At 63.3% G+C, this 24,415-nt stretch carries 25 protein-coding genes and 1 tRNA gene; 16 read left to right on the forward strand and 10 right to left on the reverse strand.

Annotation, left to right across the window (positions count from 1 at the left end):
* Positions 1–33: 33 nt before the first annotated feature.
* From JG739_RS14720 to JG739_RS14745, 6 genes are all read left to right on the forward strand, one after another.
* Positions 34–1,266, forward strand: coding sequence for an efflux RND transporter periplasmic adaptor subunit (locus JG739_RS14720; RefSeq protein ID WP_202367074.1), 1,233 nt, complete (start codon positions 34–36; stop codon positions 1,264–1,266).
* Positions 1,263–4,418: an efflux RND transporter permease subunit gene (locus JG739_RS14725; protein ID WP_202367075.1), complete on the forward strand. Its 3,156-nt coding sequence runs from the start codon at positions 1,263–1,265 to the stop codon at positions 4,416–4,418. The genes JG739_RS14720 and JG739_RS14725 overlap by 4 nt, the downstream gene beginning before the upstream one ends.
* 66 nt (positions 4,419–4,484) lie before the next feature.
* Positions 4,485–5,096, forward strand: coding sequence for a nitrile hydratase subunit alpha (gene nthA / locus JG739_RS14730; protein WP_202367076.1), 612 nt, complete (start codon positions 4,485–4,487; stop codon positions 5,094–5,096).
* The gene (gene nthB / locus JG739_RS14735) at positions 5,093–5,752 is read left to right on the forward strand and encodes a nitrile hydratase subunit beta (protein WP_202367077.1); all 660 of its coding nucleotides are present in this window, start codon (positions 5,093–5,095) and stop codon (positions 5,750–5,752) included. Before nthA ends, nthB begins: the two co-directional genes overlap by 4 nt.
* A gap of 19 nt (positions 5,753–5,771) precedes the next feature.
* Complete coding sequence (locus tag JG739_RS14740) at positions 5,772–6,125, forward strand: nitrile hydratase accessory protein (protein ID WP_202367078.1); 354 nt, start codon at positions 5,772–5,774, stop codon at positions 6,123–6,125.
* A 428-nt stretch (positions 6,126–6,553) separates the two neighbouring features.
* Positions 6,554–7,681, forward strand: a complete 1,128-nt coding sequence (locus tag JG739_RS14745) for an ATP-dependent DNA helicase (protein ID WP_202367079.1) — start codon at positions 6,554–6,556, stop codon at positions 7,679–7,681.
* 57 nt (positions 7,682–7,738) lie between these two features.
* Here the strand turns inward: JG739_RS14745 and JG739_RS14750 are convergent, their stop codons facing one another.
* On the reverse strand, positions 7,739–8,143 hold the full coding sequence (locus JG739_RS14750) for an STAS/SEC14 domain-containing protein (protein WP_202367080.1): 405 nt from the start codon (positions 8,141–8,143) through the stop codon (positions 7,739–7,741).
* A 112-nt stretch (positions 8,144–8,255) separates the two neighbouring features.
* Between JG739_RS14750 and JG739_RS14755 the strand changes: the two genes are divergently transcribed.
* Together JG739_RS14755 and JG739_RS14760 are read left to right on the forward strand one after the other, a co-directional pair.
* Positions 8,256–8,996: a pyridoxine 5'-phosphate synthase gene (locus JG739_RS14755; RefSeq protein ID WP_202367081.1), complete on the forward strand. Its 741-nt coding sequence runs from the start codon at positions 8,256–8,258 to the stop codon at positions 8,994–8,996.
* A 103-nt stretch (positions 8,997–9,099) separates the two neighbouring features.
* Positions 9,100–11,013 carry a potassium transporter Kup gene (locus tag JG739_RS14760; RefSeq protein WP_202367082.1) on the forward strand — a complete coding sequence of 638 codons (1,914 nt, stop codon included), beginning with the start codon at positions 9,100–9,102 and terminating at the stop codon, positions 11,011–11,013.
* A 261-nt stretch (positions 11,014–11,274) separates the two neighbouring features.
* Here JG739_RS14760 and JG739_RS14765 read toward each other — a convergent pair whose 3' ends face one another.
* A complete protein-coding gene (locus JG739_RS14765; RefSeq protein ID WP_202367083.1) occupies positions 11,275–12,165 on the reverse strand; it encodes an SDR family oxidoreductase in 891 nt (296 codons plus the stop codon).
* A gap of 136 nt (positions 12,166–12,301) precedes the next feature.
* Here JG739_RS14765 and JG739_RS14770 point away from each other — a divergent pair, with 136 nt between their 5' ends.
* Positions 12,302–12,712 (forward strand): winged helix-turn-helix transcriptional regulator, encoded by a 411-nt coding sequence (locus tag JG739_RS14770; RefSeq protein WP_202367084.1) that lies wholly within the window; start codon positions 12,302–12,304, stop codon positions 12,710–12,712.
* A gap of 59 nt (positions 12,713–12,771) precedes the next feature.
* On the opposite strand, the gene JG739_RS14775 is transcribed toward JG739_RS14770, so the two are convergent.
* Both JG739_RS14775 and JG739_RS14780 read right to left on the reverse strand, forming a co-directional pair.
* The gene (locus tag JG739_RS14775; RefSeq protein ID WP_202367085.1) at positions 12,772–13,482 is read right to left on the reverse strand and encodes a glutathione S-transferase family protein; all 711 of its coding nucleotides are present in this window, start codon (positions 13,480–13,482) and stop codon (positions 12,772–12,774) included.
* Position 13,483: 1 nt separating this feature from the next.
* Positions 13,484–13,789 (reverse strand): Rieske (2Fe-2S) protein, encoded by a 306-nt coding sequence (locus JG739_RS14780; RefSeq protein WP_202367086.1) that lies wholly within the window; start codon positions 13,787–13,789, stop codon positions 13,484–13,486.
* Between the two features lie 97 nt (positions 13,790–13,886).
* Here JG739_RS14780 and JG739_RS14785 point away from each other — a divergent pair, with 97 nt between their 5' ends.
* A complete protein-coding gene (locus JG739_RS14785) occupies positions 13,887–14,342 on the forward strand; it encodes a MarR family winged helix-turn-helix transcriptional regulator (protein WP_202367087.1) in 456 nt (151 codons plus the stop codon).
* A 33-nt stretch (positions 14,343–14,375) separates the two neighbouring features.
* Here the strand turns inward: JG739_RS14785 and JG739_RS14790 are convergent, their stop codons facing one another.
* Positions 14,376–14,804 carry a DUF1772 domain-containing protein gene (locus JG739_RS14790; protein ID WP_202367088.1) on the reverse strand — a complete coding sequence of 143 codons (429 nt, stop codon included), beginning with the start codon at positions 14,802–14,804 and terminating at the stop codon, positions 14,376–14,378.
* Positions 14,805–14,967: 163 nt separating this feature from the next.
* On the opposite strand from JG739_RS14790, the gene JG739_RS14795 reads away from it, so the two are divergent.
* Both JG739_RS14795 and ilvC read left to right on the forward strand, forming a co-directional pair.
* A complete protein-coding gene (locus JG739_RS14795; RefSeq protein WP_446720564.1) occupies positions 14,968–15,657 on the forward strand; it encodes a TetR/AcrR family transcriptional regulator in 690 nt (229 codons plus the stop codon).
* Between the two features lie 96 nt (positions 15,658–15,753).
* Complete coding sequence (gene ilvC / locus JG739_RS14800) at positions 15,754–16,773, forward strand: ketol-acid reductoisomerase (RefSeq protein WP_202367090.1); 1,020 nt, start codon at positions 15,754–15,756, stop codon at positions 16,771–16,773.
* Between the two features lie 112 nt (positions 16,774–16,885).
* Here ilvC and JG739_RS14805 read toward each other — a convergent pair whose 3' ends face one another.
* Both JG739_RS14805 and JG739_RS14810 read right to left on the reverse strand, forming a co-directional pair.
* Entirely contained in the window at positions 16,886–17,170 is a 285-nt protein-coding gene (locus tag JG739_RS14805) for a PilZ domain-containing protein (RefSeq protein ID WP_202367091.1), read from the reverse strand.
* 164 nt (positions 17,171–17,334) lie between these two features.
* Positions 17,335–17,898 carry a BA14K family protein gene (locus tag JG739_RS14810; protein WP_202367092.1) on the reverse strand — a complete coding sequence of 188 codons (564 nt, stop codon included), beginning with the start codon at positions 17,896–17,898 and terminating at the stop codon, positions 17,335–17,337.
* A gap of 157 nt (positions 17,899–18,055) precedes the next feature.
* Here JG739_RS14810 and JG739_RS14815 point away from each other — a divergent pair, with 157 nt between their 5' ends.
* Together JG739_RS14815 and JG739_RS14820 are read left to right on the forward strand one after the other, a co-directional pair.
* On the forward strand, positions 18,056–19,168 hold the full coding sequence (locus JG739_RS14815) for an endonuclease/exonuclease/phosphatase family protein (RefSeq protein WP_202367093.1): 1,113 nt from the start codon (positions 18,056–18,058) through the stop codon (positions 19,166–19,168).
* Between the two features lie 12 nt (positions 19,169–19,180).
* Positions 19,181–19,909 (forward strand): hypothetical protein, encoded by a 729-nt coding sequence (locus JG739_RS14820; protein WP_202367094.1) that lies wholly within the window; start codon positions 19,181–19,183, stop codon positions 19,907–19,909.
* Between the two features lie 22 nt (positions 19,910–19,931).
* Here JG739_RS14820 and JG739_RS14825 read toward each other — a convergent pair whose 3' ends face one another.
* The 3 genes from JG739_RS14825 to JG739_RS14835 are packed head-to-tail and all read right to left on the reverse strand — an operon-like array spanning position 19,932 to position 23,138.
* Positions 19,932–21,149, reverse strand: coding sequence for an ABC transporter permease (locus JG739_RS14825; protein ID WP_202367095.1), 1,218 nt, complete (start codon positions 21,147–21,149; stop codon positions 19,932–19,934).
* A gap of 2 nt (positions 21,150–21,151) precedes the next feature.
* On the reverse strand, positions 21,152–21,844 hold the full coding sequence (locus JG739_RS14830) for an ABC transporter ATP-binding protein (protein ID WP_202367096.1): 693 nt from the start codon (positions 21,842–21,844) through the stop codon (positions 21,152–21,154).
* A 4-nt stretch (positions 21,845–21,848) separates the two neighbouring features.
* Positions 21,849–23,138 carry an efflux RND transporter periplasmic adaptor subunit gene (locus JG739_RS14835; protein ID WP_202367097.1) on the reverse strand — a complete coding sequence of 430 codons (1,290 nt, stop codon included), beginning with the start codon at positions 23,136–23,138 and terminating at the stop codon, positions 21,849–21,851.
* Between the two features lie 125 nt (positions 23,139–23,263).
* Between JG739_RS14835 and JG739_RS14840 the strand changes: the two genes are divergently transcribed.
* A complete protein-coding gene (locus JG739_RS14840) occupies positions 23,264–24,175 on the forward strand; it encodes a PhzF family phenazine biosynthesis protein (RefSeq protein WP_202367098.1) in 912 nt (303 codons plus the stop codon).
* A 105-nt stretch (positions 24,176–24,280) separates the two neighbouring features.
* A tRNA-Lys gene (locus tag JG739_RS14845) sits at positions 24,281–24,356 on the forward strand.
* The last annotated feature ends 59 nt before the right edge of the window (positions 24,357–24,415 follow it).

Here is a 24,415-nt window from a genome sequence, read left to right on the forward strand (position 1 = left end):
ATCCACGGCGTGTCGGATGGAAGGTCTTTGACGATGCGTGGAAAGATCGTGCTTGCGATGCTTGCGGTCGCCTGCCTTGTCGCGGCCGGGCTCTATCTTTCGCCCGCGGCAACGGACAAGGTCCGGCAGATGCTGTCAGCGGGTCAGCCGGCGCCTGACACACCGGCGGCCGCCGCGAATGCCGCACGTCCGACCACGGTGGTTGCCGCCACCGCTTCGACGGCCGACTTCCCGATCCGGCGCTACGCCATCGGCTTTGTATCCTCCCCGGCCGTGGTCAGCGTGAATGCGCGGATCTCGAGCCAGATCACATCGATCGCCGTCAAGGACGGGCAGATGGTGAAGGCCGGCGACCTTCTGTTCTCGCTGGACGACCGCGCGCTGAAGGCGCAATTGGCCCGTGACCAGGCGACGCTCGCCAAGGACCAGGCGCTGCTCGCCAGTGCGACGGCCGATCTCGAGCGGGCCAAGGCCCTTGTCGCCAGGCAGGCCGGCCCGCAGCAGGCCTATGACCAGGCGATCGCCGCGCAAAAATCCGCCGCGGCCACGGTCGATGCCGACAGGGCGACGATCGACGCGGACGAGGTCCAGCTCAGCTTTGCTACGATCACGGCGCCGATTTCCGGCAGGCTGGGTGCGGTCAGCGTCGCGATCGGCGATCTCGTCACCACCAACAGCGGCAGCAGCACGTCGACCCCACTGGTGACCATCACCCAGATGGACCCGCTGCGAGTGAACTTCAATCTTCCGGAAAGCGATCTTGCCCTTTTGCACAAGGCGCTGGCGGCGCCAAGGCAGGGCACAGTCACGCTGACCAGGGACGGCGACCCGACTGCGATCGGCAAGGGGACCCTCGATTTCGTCGATTCCAGCGTCGACACCGCCTCCGGCACCATTGCCACGCGGGCCAGCGTGCCCAACCCTGACCTTTCGCTGTGGCCGGGCCAATATGTCAATGTCGTGCTCGATGCCGGCATCATGCGGCAAATGACCTCGGTTCCCACGGTTGCGGTCCAGCCAAGTCAGAAGGGGCCGTTTGTCTATGTGATCAAGCCGGACAACACGGTGGAGGTGCGGCCCGTGCAGGTCGCGCTGACCGAAGGCGACAACAGCGCCATCGGCGAGGGGCTGAAAAGCGGCGAAAATGTCGTCATCGAAGGCCAGGCAAAGCTGAAGGACGGCGCGCCGGTCCGCGAAGGCGAGGCCGGTGATCAGGCGTCGCCCAGGGTTGCCGAGGCCGGCAGGGCCGGCGGGACGCGGCCATGATCTCCGAATTCTGCATCCGCAGACCTGTCGCCACCCTGCTCATGTCGTTTGCGCTCGTGCTGGGCGGGCTGTTCGCTTACAGGTTCCTGCCGGTGGCCGCTCTGCCGAGCGCCGAGTTTCCGGTGGTCAACGTCTCGGCCTCGCTGCCCGGCGCCTCGCCGGAAACCATGGCGACCTCGGTGGCAACGCCGCTGATCAAGCAGTTTACCACCATCGCCGGCATCGATTCGATCTCGACCACCAACTCGCTCGGCTCGACCTCGATCGCCATCCAGTTCGTGCTCAACCGCGATATCGATGCGGCCGCCGCCGACGTGCAGGCGGCGATCGCGCGAACGCAGCGGCAATTGCCGCCCGAGATGACCAGCCCGCCGAGCTACCGCAAGGTCAATCCGGCCGATGCGCCGATCCTGCTGATGTCGCTGGTCAGCGACACGGTTCCGCTGACCGATCTCGATGCCTTTGCCGAGAATGTGATCTCGCCGTCGCTGTCGACGATCGAAGGCGTGGCGCAGGTCTCGATCTTCGGCCAGCAGAAATACGCGGTGCGCGTCCAGATCGATCCGACGGCGCTCGCCGCACGCGGTATTTCGATCGACCAGCTGCAGACGGCGATCGCCTCGGCCAACAGCAACACACCGCTCGGCGTGCTGCAGAACGACAAGCAGCAGCTGACGATCACCGCCAATACGCAGTTGAACAACGCGGCGGGATTTTCCAACATCATCATTGCCACCAGGAACGGCCGTCCGGTGCGGCTCGGCGACGTGACCCGCGTCATCGATTCGGTCGAGACCACGACGACGGCAAGCTGGTACGACGGCACCCGCGCGATCATCATGGCGGTGCAGCGTCAGCCCGATGCCAACACCGTCGACGTCGTCGACCGGGTCAAGGCGATGCTGCCGTCCTTCCAGGATCAGATGCCGGCGGCCGCCAGCATCCGGTTGCTCAACGACCGCTCGACTTCGATCCGCGAGGCGGTCGACGACGTGCAGTTCACATTGCTGCTCACCGTCGCGCTGGTGGTGATGGTGATCTTCCTGTTCCTGCGCCGGGTAACGGCGACGATCATCCCGGCGGTGGCGGTGCCGATCTCGCTGATCGCCACGCTCGGCGCCATGTTCCTGTTCGGCTTTTCCATCGACAACATCTCGCTGATGGGGCTGACGCTGGCGGTCGGCCTTGTCGTCGACGACGCGATCGTCATGCTGGAGAACATTTTTCGCCACATGGAGGAGGAGGGACTCTCGGCCTTCGACGCGGCCCTCAAGGGCGCGCGCGAAATCGGCTTCACCATTATTTCGATCTCGATCTCACTGGTCGCTGTGTTCATCCCCGTGCTTTTGATGGGCGGCGTGATCGGCCGCATCTTCAACGAATTCGCGGTGGTGGTGACGGTCGCCATCCTGGCCTCGATGTTCGTGTCGCTGACGCTGACGCCGATGCTGTGCTCGCGGCTTTTGTCGGTGAAGGCCGAGCGCAAAGCGGCACAGGGCGAAGGTCACAGGCACAATTCCTTCATCCGGGGTTATGACTGGCTGCTGACCCTTTGCCTGCGGCACAGTTTCCTGGTTCTTCTCGTCTTCGTTGGGACGGCCGCACTGTCGGGCTGGCTGATCCAGATCTCGCCGAAGGGCTTCTTCCCGCAGGAGGATATCGGCCAGATTTCGGTGACGACCACCGCGCGCCAGGACATCTCGTTCGACGCCATGGTGAAGCTGCAGGGGCAAGTGGCCGATGTCTTCACCCATTCACCCTATGTCTCGCATGTCGGGTGGTCGGTGGGCAGCGGCGACAACGCACTCAACCAGGGCCGGCTCTATGTGCAATTGAAGGATAAGGACCAGCGCCCCGATCTCGACAAGGTGCTCTCGGATCTGCGGCGGCAGCTGGCCAATGTCCCCGGCATCGAAACCTTCATGCAGCCGGTGCAGAACCTGCGGCTCGGCGCGCGCGCTTCGGCCAGCGCCTATCAGCTCGTCGTGCAGGGCCTCGACATCGGCGCGGCGGACAGCTGGGCGCAGAAGCTCACCGACGCGATGGCCGCGGATCATGGCGCCTTCACCGATGTCACCAATGACTTGCAGAACAACGCCCTGCAGGCGTCGCTGGTGGTCGACCGCGACAAGGCGGCGACGCTCGGCGTCGACACCGATACGTTGCGCTCCAGCCTCTATGGCGGTTTCGGCACAGAGCAGGTCTCGACCATCTTCGGTTCGGCCGACAGCTATGAGGTGATCATGGAACTCGACCCGAGGATCGAGTGGTCGCCAGAAAGGATGCTGGCGATCAAGGTGAGGACGGCCAGCGGTAGCCTGGTGCCGCTCGGCGCCTTCGCCCGCGTCGATCGGACCGCCGGCGCCTTGACCGTCAATCAGCTCGGCCAGCTTCCGGCGGTGACCATCTCCTACAATCTGCCGCAGGGCGTCGCGCTCGGCGACAGCGTGAGCCGCATCGATGCGCTGAAGGAAAAGATCGGCATGCCGGCGACGATCTCGACCACATTTTCGGGCACAGCGAAAACTTTTCAGGATTCGCTTGCCAACCAGGGCCTGCTGATCGCCGGCGCGATCCTGACCATCTACATCGTCCTCGGCATCCTATACGAGAGTTTTATCCATCCGCTCACCATCCTGACCGGACTGCCGTCGGCGGTGCTCGGCGCGCTTGTTGCACTGCGGCTTGCGGGGATGGACCTGTCGGTGATCGCGGTCATCGGTATCCTGATGCTGATCGGCATCGTCAAGAAGAACGGCATCATGATGATCGACGTCGCGCTCGAACTCAGGCGCGAGGGGATGTCGCCGCTCGGTTCCATTCACAAGGCCTGCCTGATGCGCTTCCGGCCGATCATGATGACGACGCTGGCGGCACTGATGGGCACGATCCCGATCGCGCTCGGCACCGGCGCCAGCGCCGAACTGCGCCAGCCGCTCGGCGTGGCGGTGGTCGGCGGCCTCGTCGCTTCGCAAGCGCTGACGCTGTTCGTCACGCCGGTCATCTATGTCTACATGGAGCATTTTTCGGGCTGGCTTGTCGGGCTGTGGCCAAAGCGCCGGGACGAGCAGGCCGAAGCCGTCGACCAGTCGTCGCTGTTCGAGGGCGGAGAAGCATTGCAGGGCGCGCCGCAGAAGGCGGCAGCCGAATAGAAGCCGACGGGCTGGCCCAAGCCGCGGCGCTTGCGGTGGAACGCTTGCAGCCGTAAATTTACGGCCATGTCCCACGACCATGATCACGACCACGACAACGAGCTTGATCCTTTTGCCGCCCGGGTGCGCGCGCTGGAGACGATCCTCACCCAGAAAGGGCTGATCGATCCGGCCGCGATCGACGTGATCGTCGACAGCTATGAGACAAAAATCGGCCCGCGCAACGGCGCCAAGGTGGTGGCGAAGGCGTGGGTCGAGCCGGACTTTGCTGCCCGGCTGAAACGCGACGCGACGGCGGCGATCGGCTCGCTCGGCTACACCGGCCGGCAGGGCGAGCACATGCAGGCGGTGTTCAACACGGCGGACACGCACAACCTCGTCGTCTGTACGCTGTGCTCCTGCTATCCGTGGTCGGTGCTCGGCCTGCCGCCGGTCTGGTACAAGGCACCGCCCTATCGTTCGCGCGCGGTCATCGATCCGCGCGGCGTGCTCGAGGAATTCGGGCTGACCTTGCCGGCAACGACAAAGATCCGGGTGTGGGATTCGACCGCCGAGCTGCGTTATCTGGTCGTGCCGATGCGGCCGAAGGGTACCGACGGCTGGAGCGAGGAGCGGCTGGCGGATCTGGTGACGCGCGACGCGATGATCGGCACCGGACTGGCGCGGGAGCCGGCATGAACGGGCCGCAGGATCTTGGCGGACAAATGGGGTTCGGGCCGGTCGCACCCGAAAAGGACGAACCCTGTTTCCATGCCGCCTGGGAAAGGCGGGCGCTTGGCATGACCTTGTGCGCCGGCGCCATGGGCGCCTGGACCATCGACGAGAGCCGGCATGCGCGGGAATCGCTGCATCCTGCCGACTATTATGGCTCGAGCTATTATGAGATCTGGATCAAGGCGCTCGAAACCTTGCTGAAGCGACATGGTTTTGTCAGCCACCGCGATCTGGCCGCGGGCAAGGCGGTCGACCCTGCCGCGATGCCAAAGCGGGTGCTGAAGGCCGAAAACGTGCCTGATGTGTTGGCCAAGGGCGGCCCATGCGACCGGCCGATCGCCACGCCGGCCCGGTTCAAGGCGGGCGATCTGGTGCGCACGAAGAATTTCCATCCGACCGGCCACACAAGGCTGCCACGCTACGCACGCGGCAAGCAGGGCGCCATCGAAGCGGTGCGCGCTGGTTTTGTCTTCCCCGACACCAATGCACATGGCCACGGCGAGAACCCGCAATGGGTCTATACGGTGGTTTTCGACGGCGCCGAGATCTGGGGCGAGGGCGCCGACCCGACGCTGACCGTGTCGATCGACGCCTGGGAGAGCTATCTTGAGCCGGCGTGAGGCGAAGTCAGCTACCGCCATGCTGCCGGCGGGCGTCGAGGCGCCGGTATTCGCCGAGCCGTGGCAGGCGGAAGCCTTTGCCATGACGGTTGCGCTGCACGACAACGGCCTGTTCTCCTGGAGCGAGTGGGCGGACGCCCTGTCCGCCGAGGTCAAAAAGCCTGGTGCCGCAAGCGATGGCCACGATTATTACGAGCACTGGCTGGCAGCGCTGGAAAATTTGCTGTCGGCAAAAGGGATTGCCGGCAAGGGCGAAATCGATGCGCTCGCTGCCGCCTGGGAACGCGCCGCGCATGCAACGCCGCACGGCAAGCCGATCCTGCTCGATAACGATCCCAGCTCGACCGAAGGTCGTAGCAGCCCGACCGGCTAGTTCCTCTGCACAGTAATTTTGACATTTTGGGCCGATCGGCAGCGACCGTCGACAATTCTCTCCGACAATTTCAGTGGCAAATCGCAAACCTCTAGGATTGGCTGAAACGTCCCCCCTTCGTCATCCCAGGGTCTGCGCCGCGTCGCTTCACTCCTTGCTTCGCCCTGGGATGACGAAGGCGTGGTGGCTTATGGCTAATTGCAAACCCTTGAGATTGGCAGGAGGAGATCGGTCGGCGGCAACCATCACCGCCTCCTTTCAGACTCAGTCAAAGAACCAGTGCAAAGGAACTAGGTCATGGCGGCTCGACTTCGTTCTCTTTGCGTTCTGATCTCTGCCTGATAAATTGCGTCATTGGCAGCGGTGCGGCCCGCCGCCGATGATCGTTGCGCCTTGTCTTTCCCTCGCGAATCCGGTCTCTCGCGCTGATGGAATTCTCTCCTCAACAGGACGATGCGCTGAAGGCGGTCGCCACCTGGCTCAAGACCGGAAAGCCGCAGCTGTTCCGGCTGTTCGGCTATGCCGGCACCGGCAAGACGACGCTGGCGCGCTATTTCGCCGAGCATGTCGACGGCCAGGTGCAGTTCGCCGCCTTCACCGGCAAGGCGGCGCAGGTGCTGCGTTCCAAGGGCGCGGTCAATGCCCGCACCATCCATTCGCTGATCTACCGGCCGAAGGGCGAGGAATCGGTGGCGGACGAGGTGACCGGCAAGACCTCGATGTCGCCGACCTTTTCGCTCAATCGGCAAAGCCCGATCTCGCGGGCCAAGCTCGTCGTCATCGACGAATGTTCGATGGTCGACGAGCAGCTTGGCCGCGACCTCATGAGTTTCGGCACGCCGATCCTGGTTCTCGGCGATCCCGGCCAGTTGCCGCCGATCTCGGGCGGCGGCTTCTTCACCGAGCATGAACCGGATATTCTGCTCACCGAGATCCACCGGCAGGCGCGCGACAACCCGATCATCCGGCTGGCGCTCGACGTGCGCGAGGGCCGCGAATTCATGCGCGGCGACTATGGCGCGGCGCAGGTGATCGGCAAGGAAGACGTCACCCAGGAACTGGTGCTGAAGGCGGACCAGGTGCTGGTCGGCACCAACAGGACGCGGCGTCGCTATAATCAGCGGCTGCGCGAGCTGAAGGGGTTCAATGCCGACTATCCACAGGCCGGCGACAAGCTCGTCTGCCTGCGCAACGACCCAGCCAAGGGACTGCTCAACGGCTCGCTGTGGAAGGTGATGACCTCGTCGCGCGAGACGGTGAAACCCGGCATCAATCTGCTGGTCTCACCGGAGGAGGACGATCCGGATCGCGGCGTCGCCAAGATCAAGCTGCTCAAAGCGGCGTTCGAGGACCCGGACGCCGACATTCCCTGGCAACAGAAAAAACGCTTCGACGATTTCGACTATGGCTACGCGCTGACCGTGCACAAGGCGCAAGGCTCGCAGTGGAACGAGATCGTGCTTTTCGACGAAAGCTGGGCGTTCAAGGAAACCCGCCAGCGCTGGCTCTACACGGCAATCACGCGCGCGGCGGAACGGCTGACGATTGTCAGATAGGCCGGTCGAGCAGCCCCCATGGGTTCGGAATCCGGGACTGGCAGGGATCGTATTGCGTCAGCGTGGGGCCAGCGGTCTGGCGCCGAGCCATTCCCAGGCGGATGCTTCGTCCCTTGCCGCAAAATGCCTGAGCTCGACAGGCGAGGAAGCAGGCAGCAAGCTCTGTGCGTTGGGTACCCAGTTCGGCTCGCCGAGCGCAGCGCAGCGGCCGACATGCTCCACGGCATGGGCCGTGCCCTGTTCAAGCGTTTCGTTCGACACATCGGCCCAATCGACGCCTTCATGGTCGATCAGGCGCACCAGCACGTCGATTCTCGGGTGCAGCGCGTAGGCCGCCTCCAGCAATCCGAACAGGTTTTCCGCATCGGCCGCCGTGACATGGCCGACGACGTCGATGGCGAACAGGTCGTCGCGGTCGGTGTCGATGCGGCGAACCGCCGGCACGTCTTCAAGATAATTCACGGGTCTTCCTCTTGCTGGATATTATACCTCCCTCTGGAACACCGGAAACCCCCTGTCTGTTCCCGCCAAAGGCGGTATAGATGGCCGCGATTGTATCCGGACCCGAGAAGCCATGCCTGCAAAGCTTTCCGTCAATCTCAATGCCATCGCCATGCTGCGCAACCGGCGCGACCTGCCGTGGCCAAGCCTCATCGGGCTCGGGCGCTTGGCGCTGGCCGCCGGCGCGCATGGCCTGACCGTGCATCCGCGGCCCGACGAGCGGCACACCAGGCATTCCGACCTGCCGGAGATCAGGGCGCTGATCGACGACGAATTCCCCCAGGCAGAGTTCAACATCGAGGGCTATCCGAGCGAGGATTTCCTGGCGCTTGTGGAAAAGCACCAGCCGGAGCAGGTGACTCTGGTGCCCGACGACCCTGCCCAGGCCACCTCCGACCATGGCTGGAACTTTGCCGCCGAGGCGGCGTTCCTGACACCGATCGTCAAACGGCTGAAAAAGGGGGGCTTTCGCGTGTCGTTGTTTTCCGACCCGGATCCATCGGGCATCAACGCCGCGCGCGACACCGGCACCGACCGGATCGAACTCTACACGGGGCCATATGGCCGCTATCATTCCGATTCGGCAAAAGCGGCGACTGAGCTGGAAAGATTGGGAAAAACCGCGGATGCCGCGCTTGCCGCCGGGCTTCAGGTCAATGCCGGCCACGATCTGGTGGTGAACAACCTGCCGGCACTGGCAAAGCGCATCCCGGCATTGGCCGAAGTGTCGATCGGACATGGGTTGACAGCCGATGCGTTGGAGTATGGCATGGCCGGCACGGTCAAAAGATTCCTGAAGGCCTGTGGGTGGTAGAGATGGAAGCCTCGCTTTGCGGACATGGCAGCCATCACGTTGGGGCACTTGATATTGCATCGCAGCAGGCGTAGAGCACCGCGCGCTTATCGGAGTGTCGTCCATGGCCCTTACCAACAGTGGTAGTGAGGCAGAACCAGTCGAACAATCCAGCCATCCTGAGGTCGAAAAGCACAGCACCAAGGTCTTGATGCTGGGCGCTCTCGGCGTGGTCTATGGCGATATCGGCACCAGCCCTATCTATGCGCTGCGCGAAGCACTGCATGCTTCGTCCGGCACCGATCCGCGCAGTGCCGTCCTGGGCATTCTGTCGCTGATCGTCTGGGCACTGACGATTATCGTGACCATAAAGTATGTCGCTTTCGTGCTTCGGGCGGATAACAAGGGCGAGGGCGGTACCCTGTCGCTTATGGCGCTGGCCCGGAAAGCCTATCCGGCGGGTTCCGGCATCATTCTTGTCATCGGTCTGTGCGGAGCCGCACTGTTTTTCGGCGACGCGATCATAACGCCGGCCATTTCGGTGCTTTCAGCGGTGGAAGGGCTAAGCGTCGTGACCCCGGCGTTCGATCCATATGTGGTTCCCATCACATTGGTGATCCTTGCCGTCTTGTTCGCCGTGCAGCGCTTCGGAACCGGCAGAGTGGCCTCGGTTTTCGGGCCGGTGACGGGGCTCTGGTTTCTGGCGATCGGCATTGCTGGATTGGTGCACATCCGCGACGACCCATCGGTGCTTTTGGCAATTAACCCCTACTATGCAATCGTCTACCTTGCGGAAGCCAAAGCGGGCGCATTTCTCACCGTCGGCGCGGTTTTTCTGGCGGTTACCGGTGCCGAAGCGCTTTACGTCGATCTCGGACATTTCGGTCGCCGTCCAATCGTGCTGGCCTGGTTCTGGATCGTCTTTCCCTGCCTGCTGCTCAGCTATTTTGGGCAAGGCGCATTCGTTCTTGCTCACGGCGGCGTGCCCGACAATCCGTTCTTCCAGATGCTGCCGGATTGGGCGCTGATCCCGATGGTCGGGCTCGCAACAGCGGCGACCGTGATCGCCAGTCAAGCCGTCATCTCCGGGGCGTTTTCGCTGACCCGGCAAGCGGTGCAGCTCAATCTTCTGCCCAGAATCGAAGTTCAGCACACTTCCGAGATGCAGCTCGGTCAGATTTACATGCCACGCGTGAACCTCATTCTCGCGCTCGGCGTGATGCTGCTGGTCGTCGGCTTTGGCAGTTCGAGTTCGCTGGCTTCCGCCTATGGAATTTCGGTGACAGGCGAGATGCTGATGACGACGATTTTGCTGTTCGTGGTGATGCGGTGGCAATGGAAATGGCAGACCGCGCTCGCTGCGGCGCTGGCGCTGCTGTTTGGCACGATCGACACCGGCTTCTTTCTCGCGAATATCGCGAAATTCATGGAAGGCGGATGGGTTTCAATCGCCGTCGCCTGCATCATGGGGCTGATCATGGGGACCTGGATACGCGGTAGTCGCTATCTGTTCGACAAGACGCGCAGGAACGAGATTCCGCTCGATTTCCTTGCCGCCAATTTGTTGAAGAAGAAACCGCAGCTGGTGTCCGGCACCGCCGTGTTCCTGACCAGCGATCCGGTCAGCGCGCCGACCGCGCTGATGCACAGCCTGAAGCACTACAAGGTGCTGCATGAACAGAACGTCATCCTCTCGGTGGTGACGGCGCAGCAGCCTGTCGTGCCCGACAGTGACCGGGTCAAGATGGAAACCATCAACGAACTGTTCATGCGGGTGACACTGACCTTCGGCTACATGGAACAGCCCAACATTCCGCGTGCGCTGGCGATCTGTCGCAAGCAGGGCTGGAAGTTCGACATCATGACGACGTCCTTCTTCCTGTCGCGGCGCTCGCTCAAGGCGTCACCCAATTCCGGCATGCCGGTGTGGCAGGACAAGCTGTTCATCGGCCTGGCGCGCACGGCAGCCGATGCGACCGAGTATTTCCAGATCCCGACCGGACGTGTGGTCGAGATCGGGACGCAGGTGGCTATCTAGGGCATGCCGATATTCAGGTGAGGCCGCATCGGCCCGAAAATCGGAATCGATTTTCGGAAAGCACGATGCGTAGATTCAAAAGTGTTAGAGCGTACTTTGTGCGTCCGAATGGACGCACGTCGCTCTAATGTCTGCGAACGGCGGGTTCCTGCGCTTCCGGTGCTCACGTACCCGAAAGTACGCTCCGCTCCGGTTCTCGGAACCCACCATTCTCGACTCGGTCTGACCTGAATCTCGACATGCCCCTGAACACGGCCGACTTCAGCCGGCCAGAGCTGCCTTGTTGGCTTCAAGAAACTGCTTCAGCGATTGCGGTTTCCTGCCCGACAGCGTCTCGATCGCGTCGGTCACCATGCCGATGCGGCCGGAGCGCGTGTTGGTGTCGAAGGACGTGACGATTGGGGCAAAGCCCTCGGGAACGCCGGCAGCCTTCAGGCCCTCGGTCAACGCCTCGTCCGAAAGCTGGACGACCTCGATCGGCTTGCCGGTGACGTCAGTCACCAGTGCCGCGATCTCGGCGACGGTATGGGCCTGCGGACCGGTCAGCGTGTATGTCGTGCTTTCGCTGGCGCCGGAGGCAAGGCCGGCAGCGATCGCCGCGGCCATGTCGTCGCGGGCGCCGTGGGCGATACGGCCGTCGGCTGCGGATGTATACCAGTGTCCAGAGGCAATGGCGTGCGGCAGCGACATGAACAGGTTTTCCTGATACCAGCCGTTGCGGAAGATCGTGTAGGGGATGCCGCTCGCCTTGATCGCCTGCTCGGTCCCGTAGTGATCGCCGGCAAACAGCACCGGCGATCCCGGCTCAGGATTGGGCATCGAGGTGTAGAGAAGATGCGAAACGCCGGCCTGCCCCGCGGCTGCGACGGCATTTTCGTGCTGCTTGAGGCGCTTGCCGCCAAGGTCGATCTCGCCGGTCGAGACGATGAGGACCCTGTCGGCGCCCTTGAATGCCTCGACAAGCGACGCCGCATCATCGAAATCGGCTTGCCTGATGATGACGCCGCGCGCTGCCAGCCCGGCGAGGTTTTCCGGATTGCGGGTGGCGGCGATGATCCGCGCGGGCGGAACCTTGAGCGTGTCCAGCAGATGATCGACGACGCCGCGGCCGAGCTGGCCGGAGGCGCCGGTGACGAGAAGAGTATCGGTCATGGGAAATCCTGTCGTTGCGCCGGAGCGGCGGGTGCTTACATAGGTCTCAAAAAGAGACCAGCACTAAAATAGGAATTGACCGAGCCCCGTAAAGAAGGCAGTTTTGCGGGAGGTAGGCAGGCGCAGGGAACCAGCGATGGACAGCAAAGTCGTCAGTCTGAGGTCGAAGCTCGAGATTTACAAAGCGAGCAGCGGCGGCGGCAACCTTGCCGACTGTCCGGTGCGCGACGTGATCCAGGGCATCAGCAGCAAATGGAGCTCGCTGCTGATGATGGCGCTGGCCGAAAAGCCGTACCGGTTCGGCGAATTGCGGCGGCTGGTGCCCGACATTTCACAGCGCATGCTCACCCAGACGCTGCACGATTTGCAGCGCGACGGTTATGTCCATCGCGAGGTCTTCCCGACCAAGCCGCCGAGCGTCGAATACAGTCTGACCGATCTCGGACGCTCGATGTTCGGGCCGCTGCATCAACTGCTCCAATGGGCCGAGCTCAATCATGGCGCTGTGCGCGCCGCGCGGAACGCTTTCGACGCTGCCAACGCTTAACCAGCCCCAGAATAATGGATGGGTGGCTGGAACCATGATCGATCCGTTGCGGACCGGTATCAAGGAAGCGCAGTGGCCGCCTCGTTGCGGCGGATGAGTTTCGAAAGGTGCGAATCCTTCGCTTGCAGGAATGCATGAAGGCGCTGTGGATAGTCCGGGGTGACAGCGTCCTTCACCGACGGGCGTTGGTGCAATCGCTTTCGCCAGGCCTCGACACGCGGCTTTCCGCTCAGGACGCCGAAATCGCCGATCCGATCGAAGGCGTCGAAATAGCGGAAGATTGGTGCATAGACGGCATCGACCAGTGAAAAGCGCTCGCCGGCAAACCATGGCCCAGCCCGGCCAGCCGCCAGTTCCGCTTCGAGACGATCGAACATTGCCGACAGAGCTTTGCTTTCGGCAAGAAAGGCGGCCTCGGTCGGCGCGGAATAGAATCGACCAATGGCGTTGAGGATGGCCGAGCCGAACTCGATCCAGGCGCGATGCCGGGCGCGGGCCAGCGGGTCGGCAGGGTGGAGTGGGTTGGCCAGCGTTTCCTCGAGAAATTCGAGGATGACTGCTGATTCGAAGATCACCGTTTCCTCGCCATTCTGCGGCACACGCAGCAGCGGCACCCTGCCGAGCGGCGAAATCGCCTTGAACCAGGCCGGCTTGTCGGCGAGATCGACGGTGATCCGCTCGAACGGCACGTTCTTTTCGGCGAGCGAGATCGCTGCGCGCTGCACATAGGGACAAAGGTGGTGGCTGACGAGAACCAGCTTGGCGGTCATTTCATTCTCCCCAGACGTAATTCAACGCGCCGTCCTCGACGCGGGTGGAGAGGAACATGAGACGTGAGCCTTTGGACGCCGGGCCTTCGATCCGCTCCCCGCTCGCCATGTCGAACGAGGCGCCATGCCACTGGCAGACGAGCTTACCGTCCTTGCAGTCGAGCGGCCCACCGAAATGCAGGCAGACATTGGCGGCGGCGCGGATACGGTCGCCGCTGCGGTAGACATGGACTTCACGTCCGAAGAATGGAGCGATCAGGCTGCCCGTCTCCGGGATGTCGGCGATCTTGCAGATTTCATGTTTCATGGCAGTGCTCCGATATGAATGCAATTGCATTTATATAGATGCATTTGCATCGAAAGTCAAGCTTGATGCAATTGCATCTATCGCCTATGCTGCAATCATGACGAAGAAAGCCGACCCTTCGCCCGCGGCCATCAAGGCCTGGGCGCGCCTGATGCGCATTTCGCGCCAGCTGGTGGAAAGAGCCGAAGACGCGCTGAAGGACGCTGGCTTGCCGCCGCTTGCCTGGTACGACGTGCTGCATGAGCTTGCCGAAGCCGGCGAGGGCGGCTTGCGGCCGTTCCAGCTGATCGAGCGCACGCTGTTTGCGCAGTACAATGTCTCGCGGCTACTGGCGCGGCTCGAAGCGGACGGGCTGGTCGAGAAGCTCAGGGTTGCCGATGACGGTCGCGGACAGACTATCCGCATCACCGGCAAGGGGCGCGAGATGCGCCGCCGGATGTGGGCCGTCTACGGACGATCGATCGCCGAGCTGGTCGGCGAAAAACTCTCAAATGATGACTTGGAAACCTTGTCGGTCTTGCTGGGGCGGCTGCGTCATCCGATGCCGGAGTGATGTGGTCCCGCTGGCGCAGAAGGATTGCAGCCTTCAGGCACTGCCCCAAAGAAATGCCAGTGCCGCCAGCACGCCAAGCATGACGCGAACCAGATGCAGATTGCCCCATTTGACGATCAACGCCCGGGCCTGCGGATTGGTGGCGGCCGCGTCCATCGCCTCCAGCAACCGGTTTGTCGGCATCATTGCGATCAGCGTCCATGGCCATGGCAGGATGATCAGCACCGCCCCGATGAGATGGCCGAGACTGCCGGTCTGCCACCAGGCAACGACACCAAGAACACAGGCGACGACGGCAATCGACGCCTGCATGGCGGCGCCGCGCTTGTAGGAAGGCTGCCATTCCTGCAGCAGTGCACGGTCGTCGAGGCGAAGCCGCGCTGGTTGCTCGGCGACGCTGATGTAGATGGCGGCGCCCGCGAAAGCGGCGGCAACCGTCAATGCAAGCAGGCCGACGAGCATTTTTCTCTCCGCGACAAATCGTTCGAGCGGTGGCCGTTCCCCGAAAGCGTCAAAAAGCGGAGATAGGGCTTGCACAGGGTCCGACAATACGGCATAGACGTGCCGAACCGTAACGTACGGTACTGCCCTGGCCGCCGCCATCATCGAGCAGGAAAAGAGTTTGTTGCAGGCAAGCGTCGACATCGACACTGGCGAAGCGCTGACGGAGCGGCAGAAAGCCGTGCTCGACGCCGCACTTCGCCTGCTGGTCGAGGAGGGCGATCAGTTGACCATGACCGCCGTGGCGCGGCGGGCGAGCTGTTCAAAGGAAACGCTCTACAAATGGTTCGGCGATCGCGACGGGCTGTTGACGGCAACGGTGCAATGGCAGGCCTCCAAGGTGCGGGTGGTGCCGGTCGACGGCAAGGGGCTCACCCTGGCTTCGCTGACGGTGAGCCTCGCACGTTTCGCTTCGGACTGGCTCAAGGTGATTTCGAGCGACACATCGATCGCGCTGAACCGCGTCGCCATTGGCCGGGCTGGCTCGGGGAACGACGATCTTGGCGCCATCGTGCTGGAGAACGGCCGCTTCGCGCTGGCCAGGCGCCTGAAGCCGGTGCTGGAGGCCGGCCGGCAGGCCGGGCTTCTCGAGTTCTCGGATGCCGAAGCGGCATTCCGCACCTTTTTCGGGCTGGTCGCCCGTGACGTGCAGATCCGCCTGCTGCTCGGCGACCGGCTGGAAATGACTGATGCGGCGATCGGCGGCGATGCCGTCCGGGCGACGCAGCAGTTTCTCGCTCTTTACCGAGCAAAAACCGGGCCGCAAGGCCCCCTGGAGCCAGATGATTTCAGGTCAAGTCGACCTGAAATCTGAATCCGGCTCTAAATCAAAGAGAAGCATGATGTCGTCCGAGAACCGCTTCACACTTTTCGGCATCATGCTCTGAATTCAAAACGGGAAGGAAGAAAAATGCGTGTCTATTACGATCGCGACGCCGATCTCAATCTGATCAAGGGCAAGAAGGTCGCCATCATCGGCTATGGCAGTCAGGGCAGGGCGCATGCGCTCAATCTCAAGGATTCCGGCGTTAAGGATATCGCCATCGGTCTCAAAGCCGGATCGGCAACCGCCCAAAAGGTCGAGGCCGACGGGCTCAAGGTGATGAGCGTGGCGGAAGCCGCCAAATGGGCCGACCTGATGATGATGGCGACGCCGGACGAGCTGCAGGCCGACATCTACAAATCCGAGATCGCGCCGAACATCCGCGATGGCGCGGCGATCGCCTTTGCCCACGGCCTCAACGTGCACTTTGGTCTGATCGAGCCGAAGGCCTCGGTCGATGTCGTCATGATCGCGCCGAAGGGACCCGGCCACACGGTGCGCGGCGAATACCAGAAGGGCGGCGGCGTGCCGTGCCTGGTCGCGGTCAACCAGGATGCTTCGGGCAATGCGCTCGATCTGGCTCTGTCCTATGCCTGCGGCGTCGGCGGCGGCCGTTCGGGCATCATCGAAACCAATTTCCGCGAGGAATGCGAAACCGACCTGTTCGGCGAGCAGGTGGTGCTGTGCGGCGGCCTGGTCGAGCTGATCCGCGCTGGCTTCGAGACGTTAGTGGAAGCCGGCTACGCGCCGGAAATGGCCTATTTCGAGTGCCTGCACGAGGTCAAGCTGATCGTCGACCTGATCTATGAAGGCGGCATCGCCAACATGAACTACTCGATCTCGAACACCGCCGAATGGGGCGAGTATGTTTCGGGCCCGCGCATCATCACCGCCGAGACCAAGGCCGAGATGAAGCGCGTGCTGAAGGACATCCAGACCGGCAAGTTCACCTCGGAATGGATGCAGGAATACCGCGCCGGCATGTCGCGCTTCAAGGGCATCCGCCGCAACAACGACAGCCATCAGATCGAGGAAGTCGGCGCCAAGCTGCGAGCGATGATGCCGTGGATTTCCAAGAACAAGCTGGTCGACAGGGCCAAGAATTAATCGAAATCCACACTTTTTGTCTTTGCGCAGAAAGGCCGGCGGAGCGCTCCGTCGGCTTTTTTTACATAAAGGCCGTGTGGTTAGCTGGTTGGAGAAAGCCCGTTCAGGGGATTTAGCCGTAGTGCCAGTGAGGCTTTGGCTCGGTGCCGGTGAACATCACGCCGATGCGGTCCTCGCGGCGCCAGCGGACCACTGCCTTGTAGGCGATGCCGTCGGTCGGCACATAGAGCAGGAACTCTTCGGGCACGCGGGCGTCGATCGAGACCTTCAGTTCGGCGCCGCCGTCATGCATGTTGCGCAGCGTGCACGTGACCTCGGACCTGGTCATGCCGGTCAGGATCGTCGCGCCCTTGAAGACGCGCTGCCTGCGTTTGTCCCGGTTTTCGTCTTCAGCCATCGCGCATAATCCCTGGTGCGATCGGCAGGATAATTAGGCCCGCCTGATAAACATAGCGTTATCGTCGCGCAGAAAAGGACGCAAAGGGCTCCAGAAGAAGGTGGTCAGATTGAAAAACGGCGCCGCGAGCGAGCGGCGCCGTTTGAGTTCATCGATCGCACCACTCAGCTAAAGGGCGACCAGCACTGCTGGCGCGGACCGCCATAGGGCTGGAACGTGTTGTCCCAGGCGCGATAGGACCGGTAGCGGTCGTAGCACCAGCGGACATGGGCGCTGGAAAGTCGTTCCGTGCGATACTGACGCCGAGGCGGGTAGTAGCGCGGCTCGTAATAGCTCGGCCCACTGTAATAGTTGTAGGCGGGCAGCCCGAGACCCAAGCCGAAATAGATCGCGGAATCGTTGAAGTGACGGCGGTGATGACGACGGTGGCGCCAGCGCCGGTCGTCATGATCACGCCATCTCCATTCGTCGCGACCGCGCCATCTCCGATCATCGCCACCGCGCCACTCTCGCGCGCCGTGCCGATTGCGCCAGCGCCATTCGCTCCGCCTGTCGTTGCCGCCGGCCCAGCTTTCGCGGACAGGCACAATCTCGGGGGCGACGGCGTTGGCCGGCATCGGCAGCGCGGGTTTGGCAATTGGCCCGGCGAACGCGGGGGCCGACAGGCCGGCCAGCAGACCCAGAGCCAGCAGCCCGGATCTGACAGAAAAAGAAAAGAGCGGGTTCATTGCACTCTCCAAGAGATCAGGCCCCACGCCCGGCGAGGAAGAATGTCATTCATGCAGCTTCGCGCCTGAACGGAGGATGAACGGAAAGGTTTCGTCAACCATGGCGGGCAGGGCGGGCCCTTGTTTTCGGCCGCGCTTGTGGGCAAAGGTCACCGCCATGTCGCTGCGCCTCGCTACCTTCAATGTCGAAAACCTGATGAACAGGTTCGATTTTTCCGGATACCGCAACCAGCTCAACGAAGATCGCACGCTGGCGCTCTTCGACATCCAGAGCGAGGCCGAATACAAGATGCTGGAGCAGGCGCGGGCGATCGCGCAATCAGACGATACGCGGCAGCTGACGGCATTGGCCATCGCCGCCACCCGCGCCGACATCATCTGCATGCAGGAGGTCGACAATATCGAGGCGCTGAAGGCTTTCGAACACGGCTATCTGTTCAAGATGGTCGGGCATGGCTACCGCCAGAAATACACCACCGCCGGCAACGATTCGCGCGGCATCGACGTCGCCGTGATGATGCGCAACGAGACCGCGCAGGGCCAGCCGATCGAATTCGTGCGCATGACAAGCCACGCCTATGTCACGTTCGAGCAGTTCGGCCTGCACACGCCGGAGCTGGCAACGTTCGGGCATCAGGCCAACCATCGCATCTTCCGGCGCGACTGCCTGGAAATCGACCTTACCGTCGGCGGCGTGCCGCTGACACTCTATCTGGTGCATTTCAAGTCGATGGGCTCGCCGCGCAACGGCCTCGACGGGCGCCAGGCGACGATGCCGCTGCGCATGGCCGAGGCGCAAGCGGTGCGCCGGATCATCGAGGAGCGTTTCGGTGGGGATCACGCCGCCGACAATTACTGGGCGATCTGCGGCGACATGAACGACTATCGGCAGCGCGTAAAAATCTCCGGCGACACCTTTGACGGCTACCGCTTCGAGGTGATCGACGAGAGCCAGTCCTGCCTCAACGTGCTCACCGCCGGCGGCTTTTGCGAGAATGCGGTCGAGCGGCGCCCGGAGATGGACCGTTGGACCTTATACCATACGCGCGGACCGCAAGAGCGGCATCTCTGCCAGCTCGACTACATCCTGTTGTCGAAGGCATTGGCGGCCAGGAACGCGACCGCCGTTCCCGACATCATCCGCAACGGCCAGCCCTGGCGCACGATTTTTCCGGCAGGCCAGGAGGTGGACCGGTTTCCGCGTTGCGGCTGGGACCGGCCGAAGGCGTCGGATCATTGTCCGGTGGCGATCACCCTTGAAACGGCCTGAGGATCGTTTTCGTTGAGCTTCGACCTGCCGCGCAACATCATCCTGCCGGTCGACGCCGTCGACGTCAGGCTCGACCCCGGCCCGCATCCGTTCGAGCGCGACAATGCGCAGGCGATCGCCGAGAATTGGCGGCGCGAGACCGCAGCCAACCCGGCGCTGTTCGACGGCACCGTGGTGCTGCTTTCGGCGCTCCGCTATCGCGACAACAGCCTCGTCGGCCGCTGCCATGCGGTGCGCTACTCGACCTTCATGCTTTGGCGCGGCAATCGCCAGGTGGCTGGGGCCGAGCACGCCTATGCCCATGCCATGCTGGTCGCCGGCGACAATGCGCTGGTGGCGATCCGCATGGCATCGCACACGGTCAATGCCGGGCGTGTCTACTTCGCCGCCGGCTCGTTCGAGCCAACCGATTTCCGCGACGGCCTTGTCGATGTCGACTTCAACATGATCCGCGAAGTGCGGGAAGAAACCGGCCTCGACCTTGCCGGCGCGACACGCGGCAGGCGCTACTATGCCCTGTCGACGGCAACCGGCACGGTGATCTTTCGCCGCTATCGCGAGACGGCATCCGCCGACGAGGTCGCGCAGCGCATCAGAACCTTTGTCGCCGCCGAGGCAGAGCCGGAAATCGAAGGGCCGGTCGTCATCCGCAACGCCGATGACCTGCCGGACGGGCTGATGCCGCATATGAAGCCACTGATCGAGTGGCATTTTGCCGACAAGGCTTTTGGTGACATCTGAAGGCGGCGCACGCTGCGCCGCGCTATTCATGCCTCAGCGCCTCGATCGGATCGAGCCGCGCGCCGCGCAGCGCCGGGAAGAAGCCGAACACCATGCCGATCAGCGCCGAGAATCCGACGGCGAGCAGGATGACCGCCGGGCTTGGCGCGAACGGGATGGCCAGCGTCAGCGCGGCGAGGCCGGCCAGCGCCAGGCCGATCAGGATGCCGATGATACCGCCGAGCAGCGACAGCACGGTGGCCTCGACGAGGAACTGGATGAGGATGTGCCTTTCATGCGCGCCGATGGCCAGCCTTATGCCGATCTCGCGGGTGCGCTCGGTGACCGACACCAGCATGATGTTCATGATGCCGATGCCGCCGACCAACAGGCTGACGCCGGCGACCGCTCCCAGCATGCCGGTCATCGTCGTGGTGGCGCTCGCCATGGCGTCGGCGATCTGGGTCATGTCGCGTATCGAGAAGTCGTCGTCGCGGTCCGGCGGGATGCGGCGGGCATCGCGCAAAATGTCCTCGACGCGCGGCAGCAGATCGGTGGTCGGCGTCCTGTCGTCGGCGGCGACGTAGATCGAGTCGATGTCGCGGTTGCCGGCGATGCGGCGCTGGTAGGCGGCGAGCGGCATCAGCACGATATTGTCCTGGTCCTGGCCGAAGCCGGTATAGCCCTTCGGCTCGAGCAGGCCGATGATCTTGCACGAGGTGCGGTTGACGCGAATGATCTCGCCTTCGGGGTCGCCGGCGCCGAAGAACTGCTGGCGCACGGTTTCGCCGATCAGGCAGACGCCGGTGCCCGAGCGGATTTCCGAATCGCTGAACGGGCGGCCCGAGACCAGCTTCCAGTCGCGCGCATCGAGATAGGCGCTGCCGGTGCCGGTGACACCCGACGTCAGGCTTTCGGTGCCGAAGATGACGCGGACCTGCTTTTGCGAGGCGGGCGAGATGGCGCGCGCGCCGCTCAAATGTGCGACGAGCGCGGCAAGTTCCTTGCTGCCGAGCGGACGTGTGGCCTGGTCGAGCCCTCCCGGTCCGCCGGGCCCGGCCGGGCGGCCGGGGCGGACAACGAGCAAATTGCTGCCGAGCTTGGAAATGTCGGCCTTGACCTTTTCGGTGGTGCCCGAGCCGATGGTGAGCATGGCGATGACGGCGGCAACGCCGATGACGATGCCGAGCAGCGTCAGAAACGAGCGCAGCACGTTGCGGCGCACCGAAAGCAGCGAGAGACGGACGGTTTCCCAGATCATGGTTACACCACCTCGAGGTTGACAGCGTCGGAGGCGACGTGGCCGTCGAGGAAGCGGATCGTGCGCTCGGCATAGGCAGCGACATCGGCCTCGTGTGTGACCATGGCGATGGTCAGGCCAAGCTCGGTGTTCAGCCGCGTCAGGAGCTCCATGATCTCGTGCGTGCGTGCGGTGTCGAGATTGCCGGTCGGTTCGTCGGCGACGAGCAGGGTCGGCCTGGTGACGATGGCGCGTGCGATCGCCACGCGCTGCTGCTGGCCGCCGGAGAGCTCGGCCGGCGTGTGGTGCTCGCGGCCGACAAGGCCGACCTCGGCCAGCGCCTTCATGGAGAGGTCATGACGCTCGCGGGCGGCGACGCCGCGATAGATCAGCGGCAGTTCGACATTCTCCACCGCGGTGGTGCGCGGCAGGAGATTGTAGCCCTGGAAGACGAAGCCGACATAGAGATTGCGCAGCATGGCGCGGCGGTTGCGGTCGAGACGGCCAGCATCCATGCCGATGAAGCTGTAGGTTCCGGCCGTCGGTGTGTCGAGGCAGCCGATGATGTTCATCGCCGTCGATTTGCCCGATCCGGACGGACCCATGATGGCGACGAATTCACCGCTGCGGATGGCGAGATCGACGCCAGCCAGCGCATGGACCGTGGCTTCGCCCTGGCCATAGCTTTTCCAGACCTTGTCGAAGCTGATGAGCATGACGTCAGCTCTGCTGCTGCGCAGTGATGATTTGCGCACCTTCTGCAAGACCGGAGGTGATCTCGGTCAGCTCGCCGTCGGTGGAGCCGACTTTGACGTTGACCGGCCGAGGCCGGCCATTCTCCAGCACGTAGAGCGTGCGCGAGCCGTCGGTGGGCTGCGCCGTCGCCTGGCGCTGGCGGTTGCCACGTGGACGGCCCATACGGCCGGTGAACAGGTCGCTCAGGCTCCACGCTCGGGCAGTAGAGGCCGCCGGCCGGTAACGGAAAGCTGTCGACGGCACGGTGAGCACGCCCCTGGCCTGCCTGGTGACGACCGAGACGGTGGCAGTCATGCCGGGCCGCAACAGAAGCTCGTTGTTGTCGACCTCGAAGCGCGCGTCGTAGGTGACGACGCCGTCGGTGGTGACCGAGGCATAGGAAATGTCGCGGATCTCGGCATCGAACGGCCGCTCGGGAAAGGCGTCGACGGTGAAGCGGGCATGCTGGCCGGTCTTGACCGCGCCGATGTCGGCCTCGTCGACCGCCGCCTTCAACTCCATGTTCCTGAGGTCGGCGGCGATGACGAACAGCACCGGCGCCTGCAGCGAGGAGGCAACCGTCTGGCCGGGATCGACCGAGCGCGTCAGCACGATGCCGTCGATGGGCGCATAGATGGTGCTTTTGGCGAAGTCGGTCTGCTGCGCCTTGAGATCGGCATTGGCGATGGCCAGGCTGGCTTTGGCGCTGTCGAGCGCTGCCTTGGAGCGGTCGCGTGTCGCTGTCGCCGCTTCAAGCGACTGGTCCGTCGCCATGCCGCGCTTGGTGAGCGCCGCGGCGCGCACAAGCGCCCGTTCGTTTTCGCTGAGGGTCACGGTGGCGGTTTCGACATTGGCGGCCGCCGCCTTGGCGGAAGCCTCGGCGCGCTCGATCTGCACCTCCAGCTTGGCCGTATCGAGCGCCGCCAGCACATCGCCCTTCTTCACCTGCTGGTTCTCGTTGACCGCGACCGAGCGGACGACGCCGGACAGTTCGCTCGAAATGTCGACCTGGGTGAGCGGCTGCAGCGTGCCGGTCGCCGACACTTCGACCGTGAGGTCGGCGACAGCGGCCGGCACAGTGGTATAGTCGATCCTGGCGGGAGACGCCGCATACCATTGGTAGCCGGCGAGGCTTGCGGCGACGACGACCAGCACCAGCAGGCCATAAAGCCAGCCGCGACGCCGTTTCTTCTTCAGACCCAGGCGCTCGAGCCCGAGTGCCGTCTCTATGTCGGAAGTGGATTCCGTCTTTGGCAGATTGACAATCTGGTCCACGCCGGACCCCTATAATACCAGTGATGTCCCAACCGGTGCACTGATCAGGCCGAATGGTTCAAATATCAAATTAAATTTCGCCCATGTTTGGGCCCCTGTTGGGATTGAGGCAGAAGGTTTCTACAATGCTGACCCGGAATTACTTGCTTTACGACGTGTTCACCACCAAGCCGCTGGCCGGCAATCCGCTTGCCGTCGTGCTCGACAGCAAAGGGCTGGATACGGCGGCGATGCAGGCTATCGCGGGCGAGTTCAACCTGTCCGAAAGCGTTTTCGTGCTGCCGCCTGACAATCCCAAGCACCGCGCCCGCATCCGCATCTTCACGCCCGATTATGAGATGCCGTTCGCCGGCCATCCGACGGTGGGCGCTGCGATTGCGCTTGCCGAAATGGCTGGCGAGGGCGACACCGCCGGCATCTTCGTCCTGGAGGAGAATATCGGCCCGGTGCGCTGCGCCGTCAGCAAGCACGATGGCGCCGCCTTTGCCGAGTTCGACCTGGCCAAACTGCCGGAGCAGCTGGAATTGTCCGCCGACCCGGAGGCGATCGGGGCGGCGCTTGGCTTGGGGCCGCACGAAATCGGCTTCGAAAACCACCGCGTCTCGTTCTGGTCGGCCGGCGTGCCCTATGTGACCATTCCGGTCGCCGATCTGGAGGCGGCGGCGCGGATAAGACTGGACAACCAGGCGTGGTCGGAACTGGCGCCTCGCAAGAGCGACTGGGCGCTTGCCAGCCCGTATGTCTATTGCCGCGAGACGGTGAACCACGACAGCGCCTTTCATGTCCGCATGATCGTGCCGGGCAATCCTTCCTATGAAGATCCGGCGACCGGTTCGGCGGCCGCCGCCTTCGCCGGCGCGATCATGCACTACGACGGCCCGAGGGAGGGTGTTTCACAGCTCTGGATCGAGCAAGGCCTGGAGATGGGCCGGCCTTCGCGCATTCGCCTCGAACTGAATGTCGAAGGCGGCAAACTGGCCGCCGCCCGCATCGGTGGCCATGCCGTCAAGGTGGCGGAAGGCAAGTTGTTCGTCTGACGATGTGCGGCACTTCAGCGATTTGTCGGGAAATGAATCCGCCAGGGCTGGACATGGCGGATGGCGGCGGCTATATGCCCGCCGACGCTGGTTTTGCCGGCGAGTGGGTGCGTAGCTCAGTTGGTAGAGCAGCTGACTCTTAATCAGCGGGTCACAGGTTCGATCCCTGTCGCACCCACCATTTATTCCGTTGATATTACTTGCTTTTTCGCTGCCTGGAAAGCGTGCCGCGAACATAGC

Origin of the sequence: Mesorhizobium sp. L-2-11 (assembly GCF_016756595.1) — a bacterium.
Classification (GTDB): domain Bacteria; phylum Pseudomonadota; class Alphaproteobacteria; order Rhizobiales; family Rhizobiaceae; genus Mesorhizobium.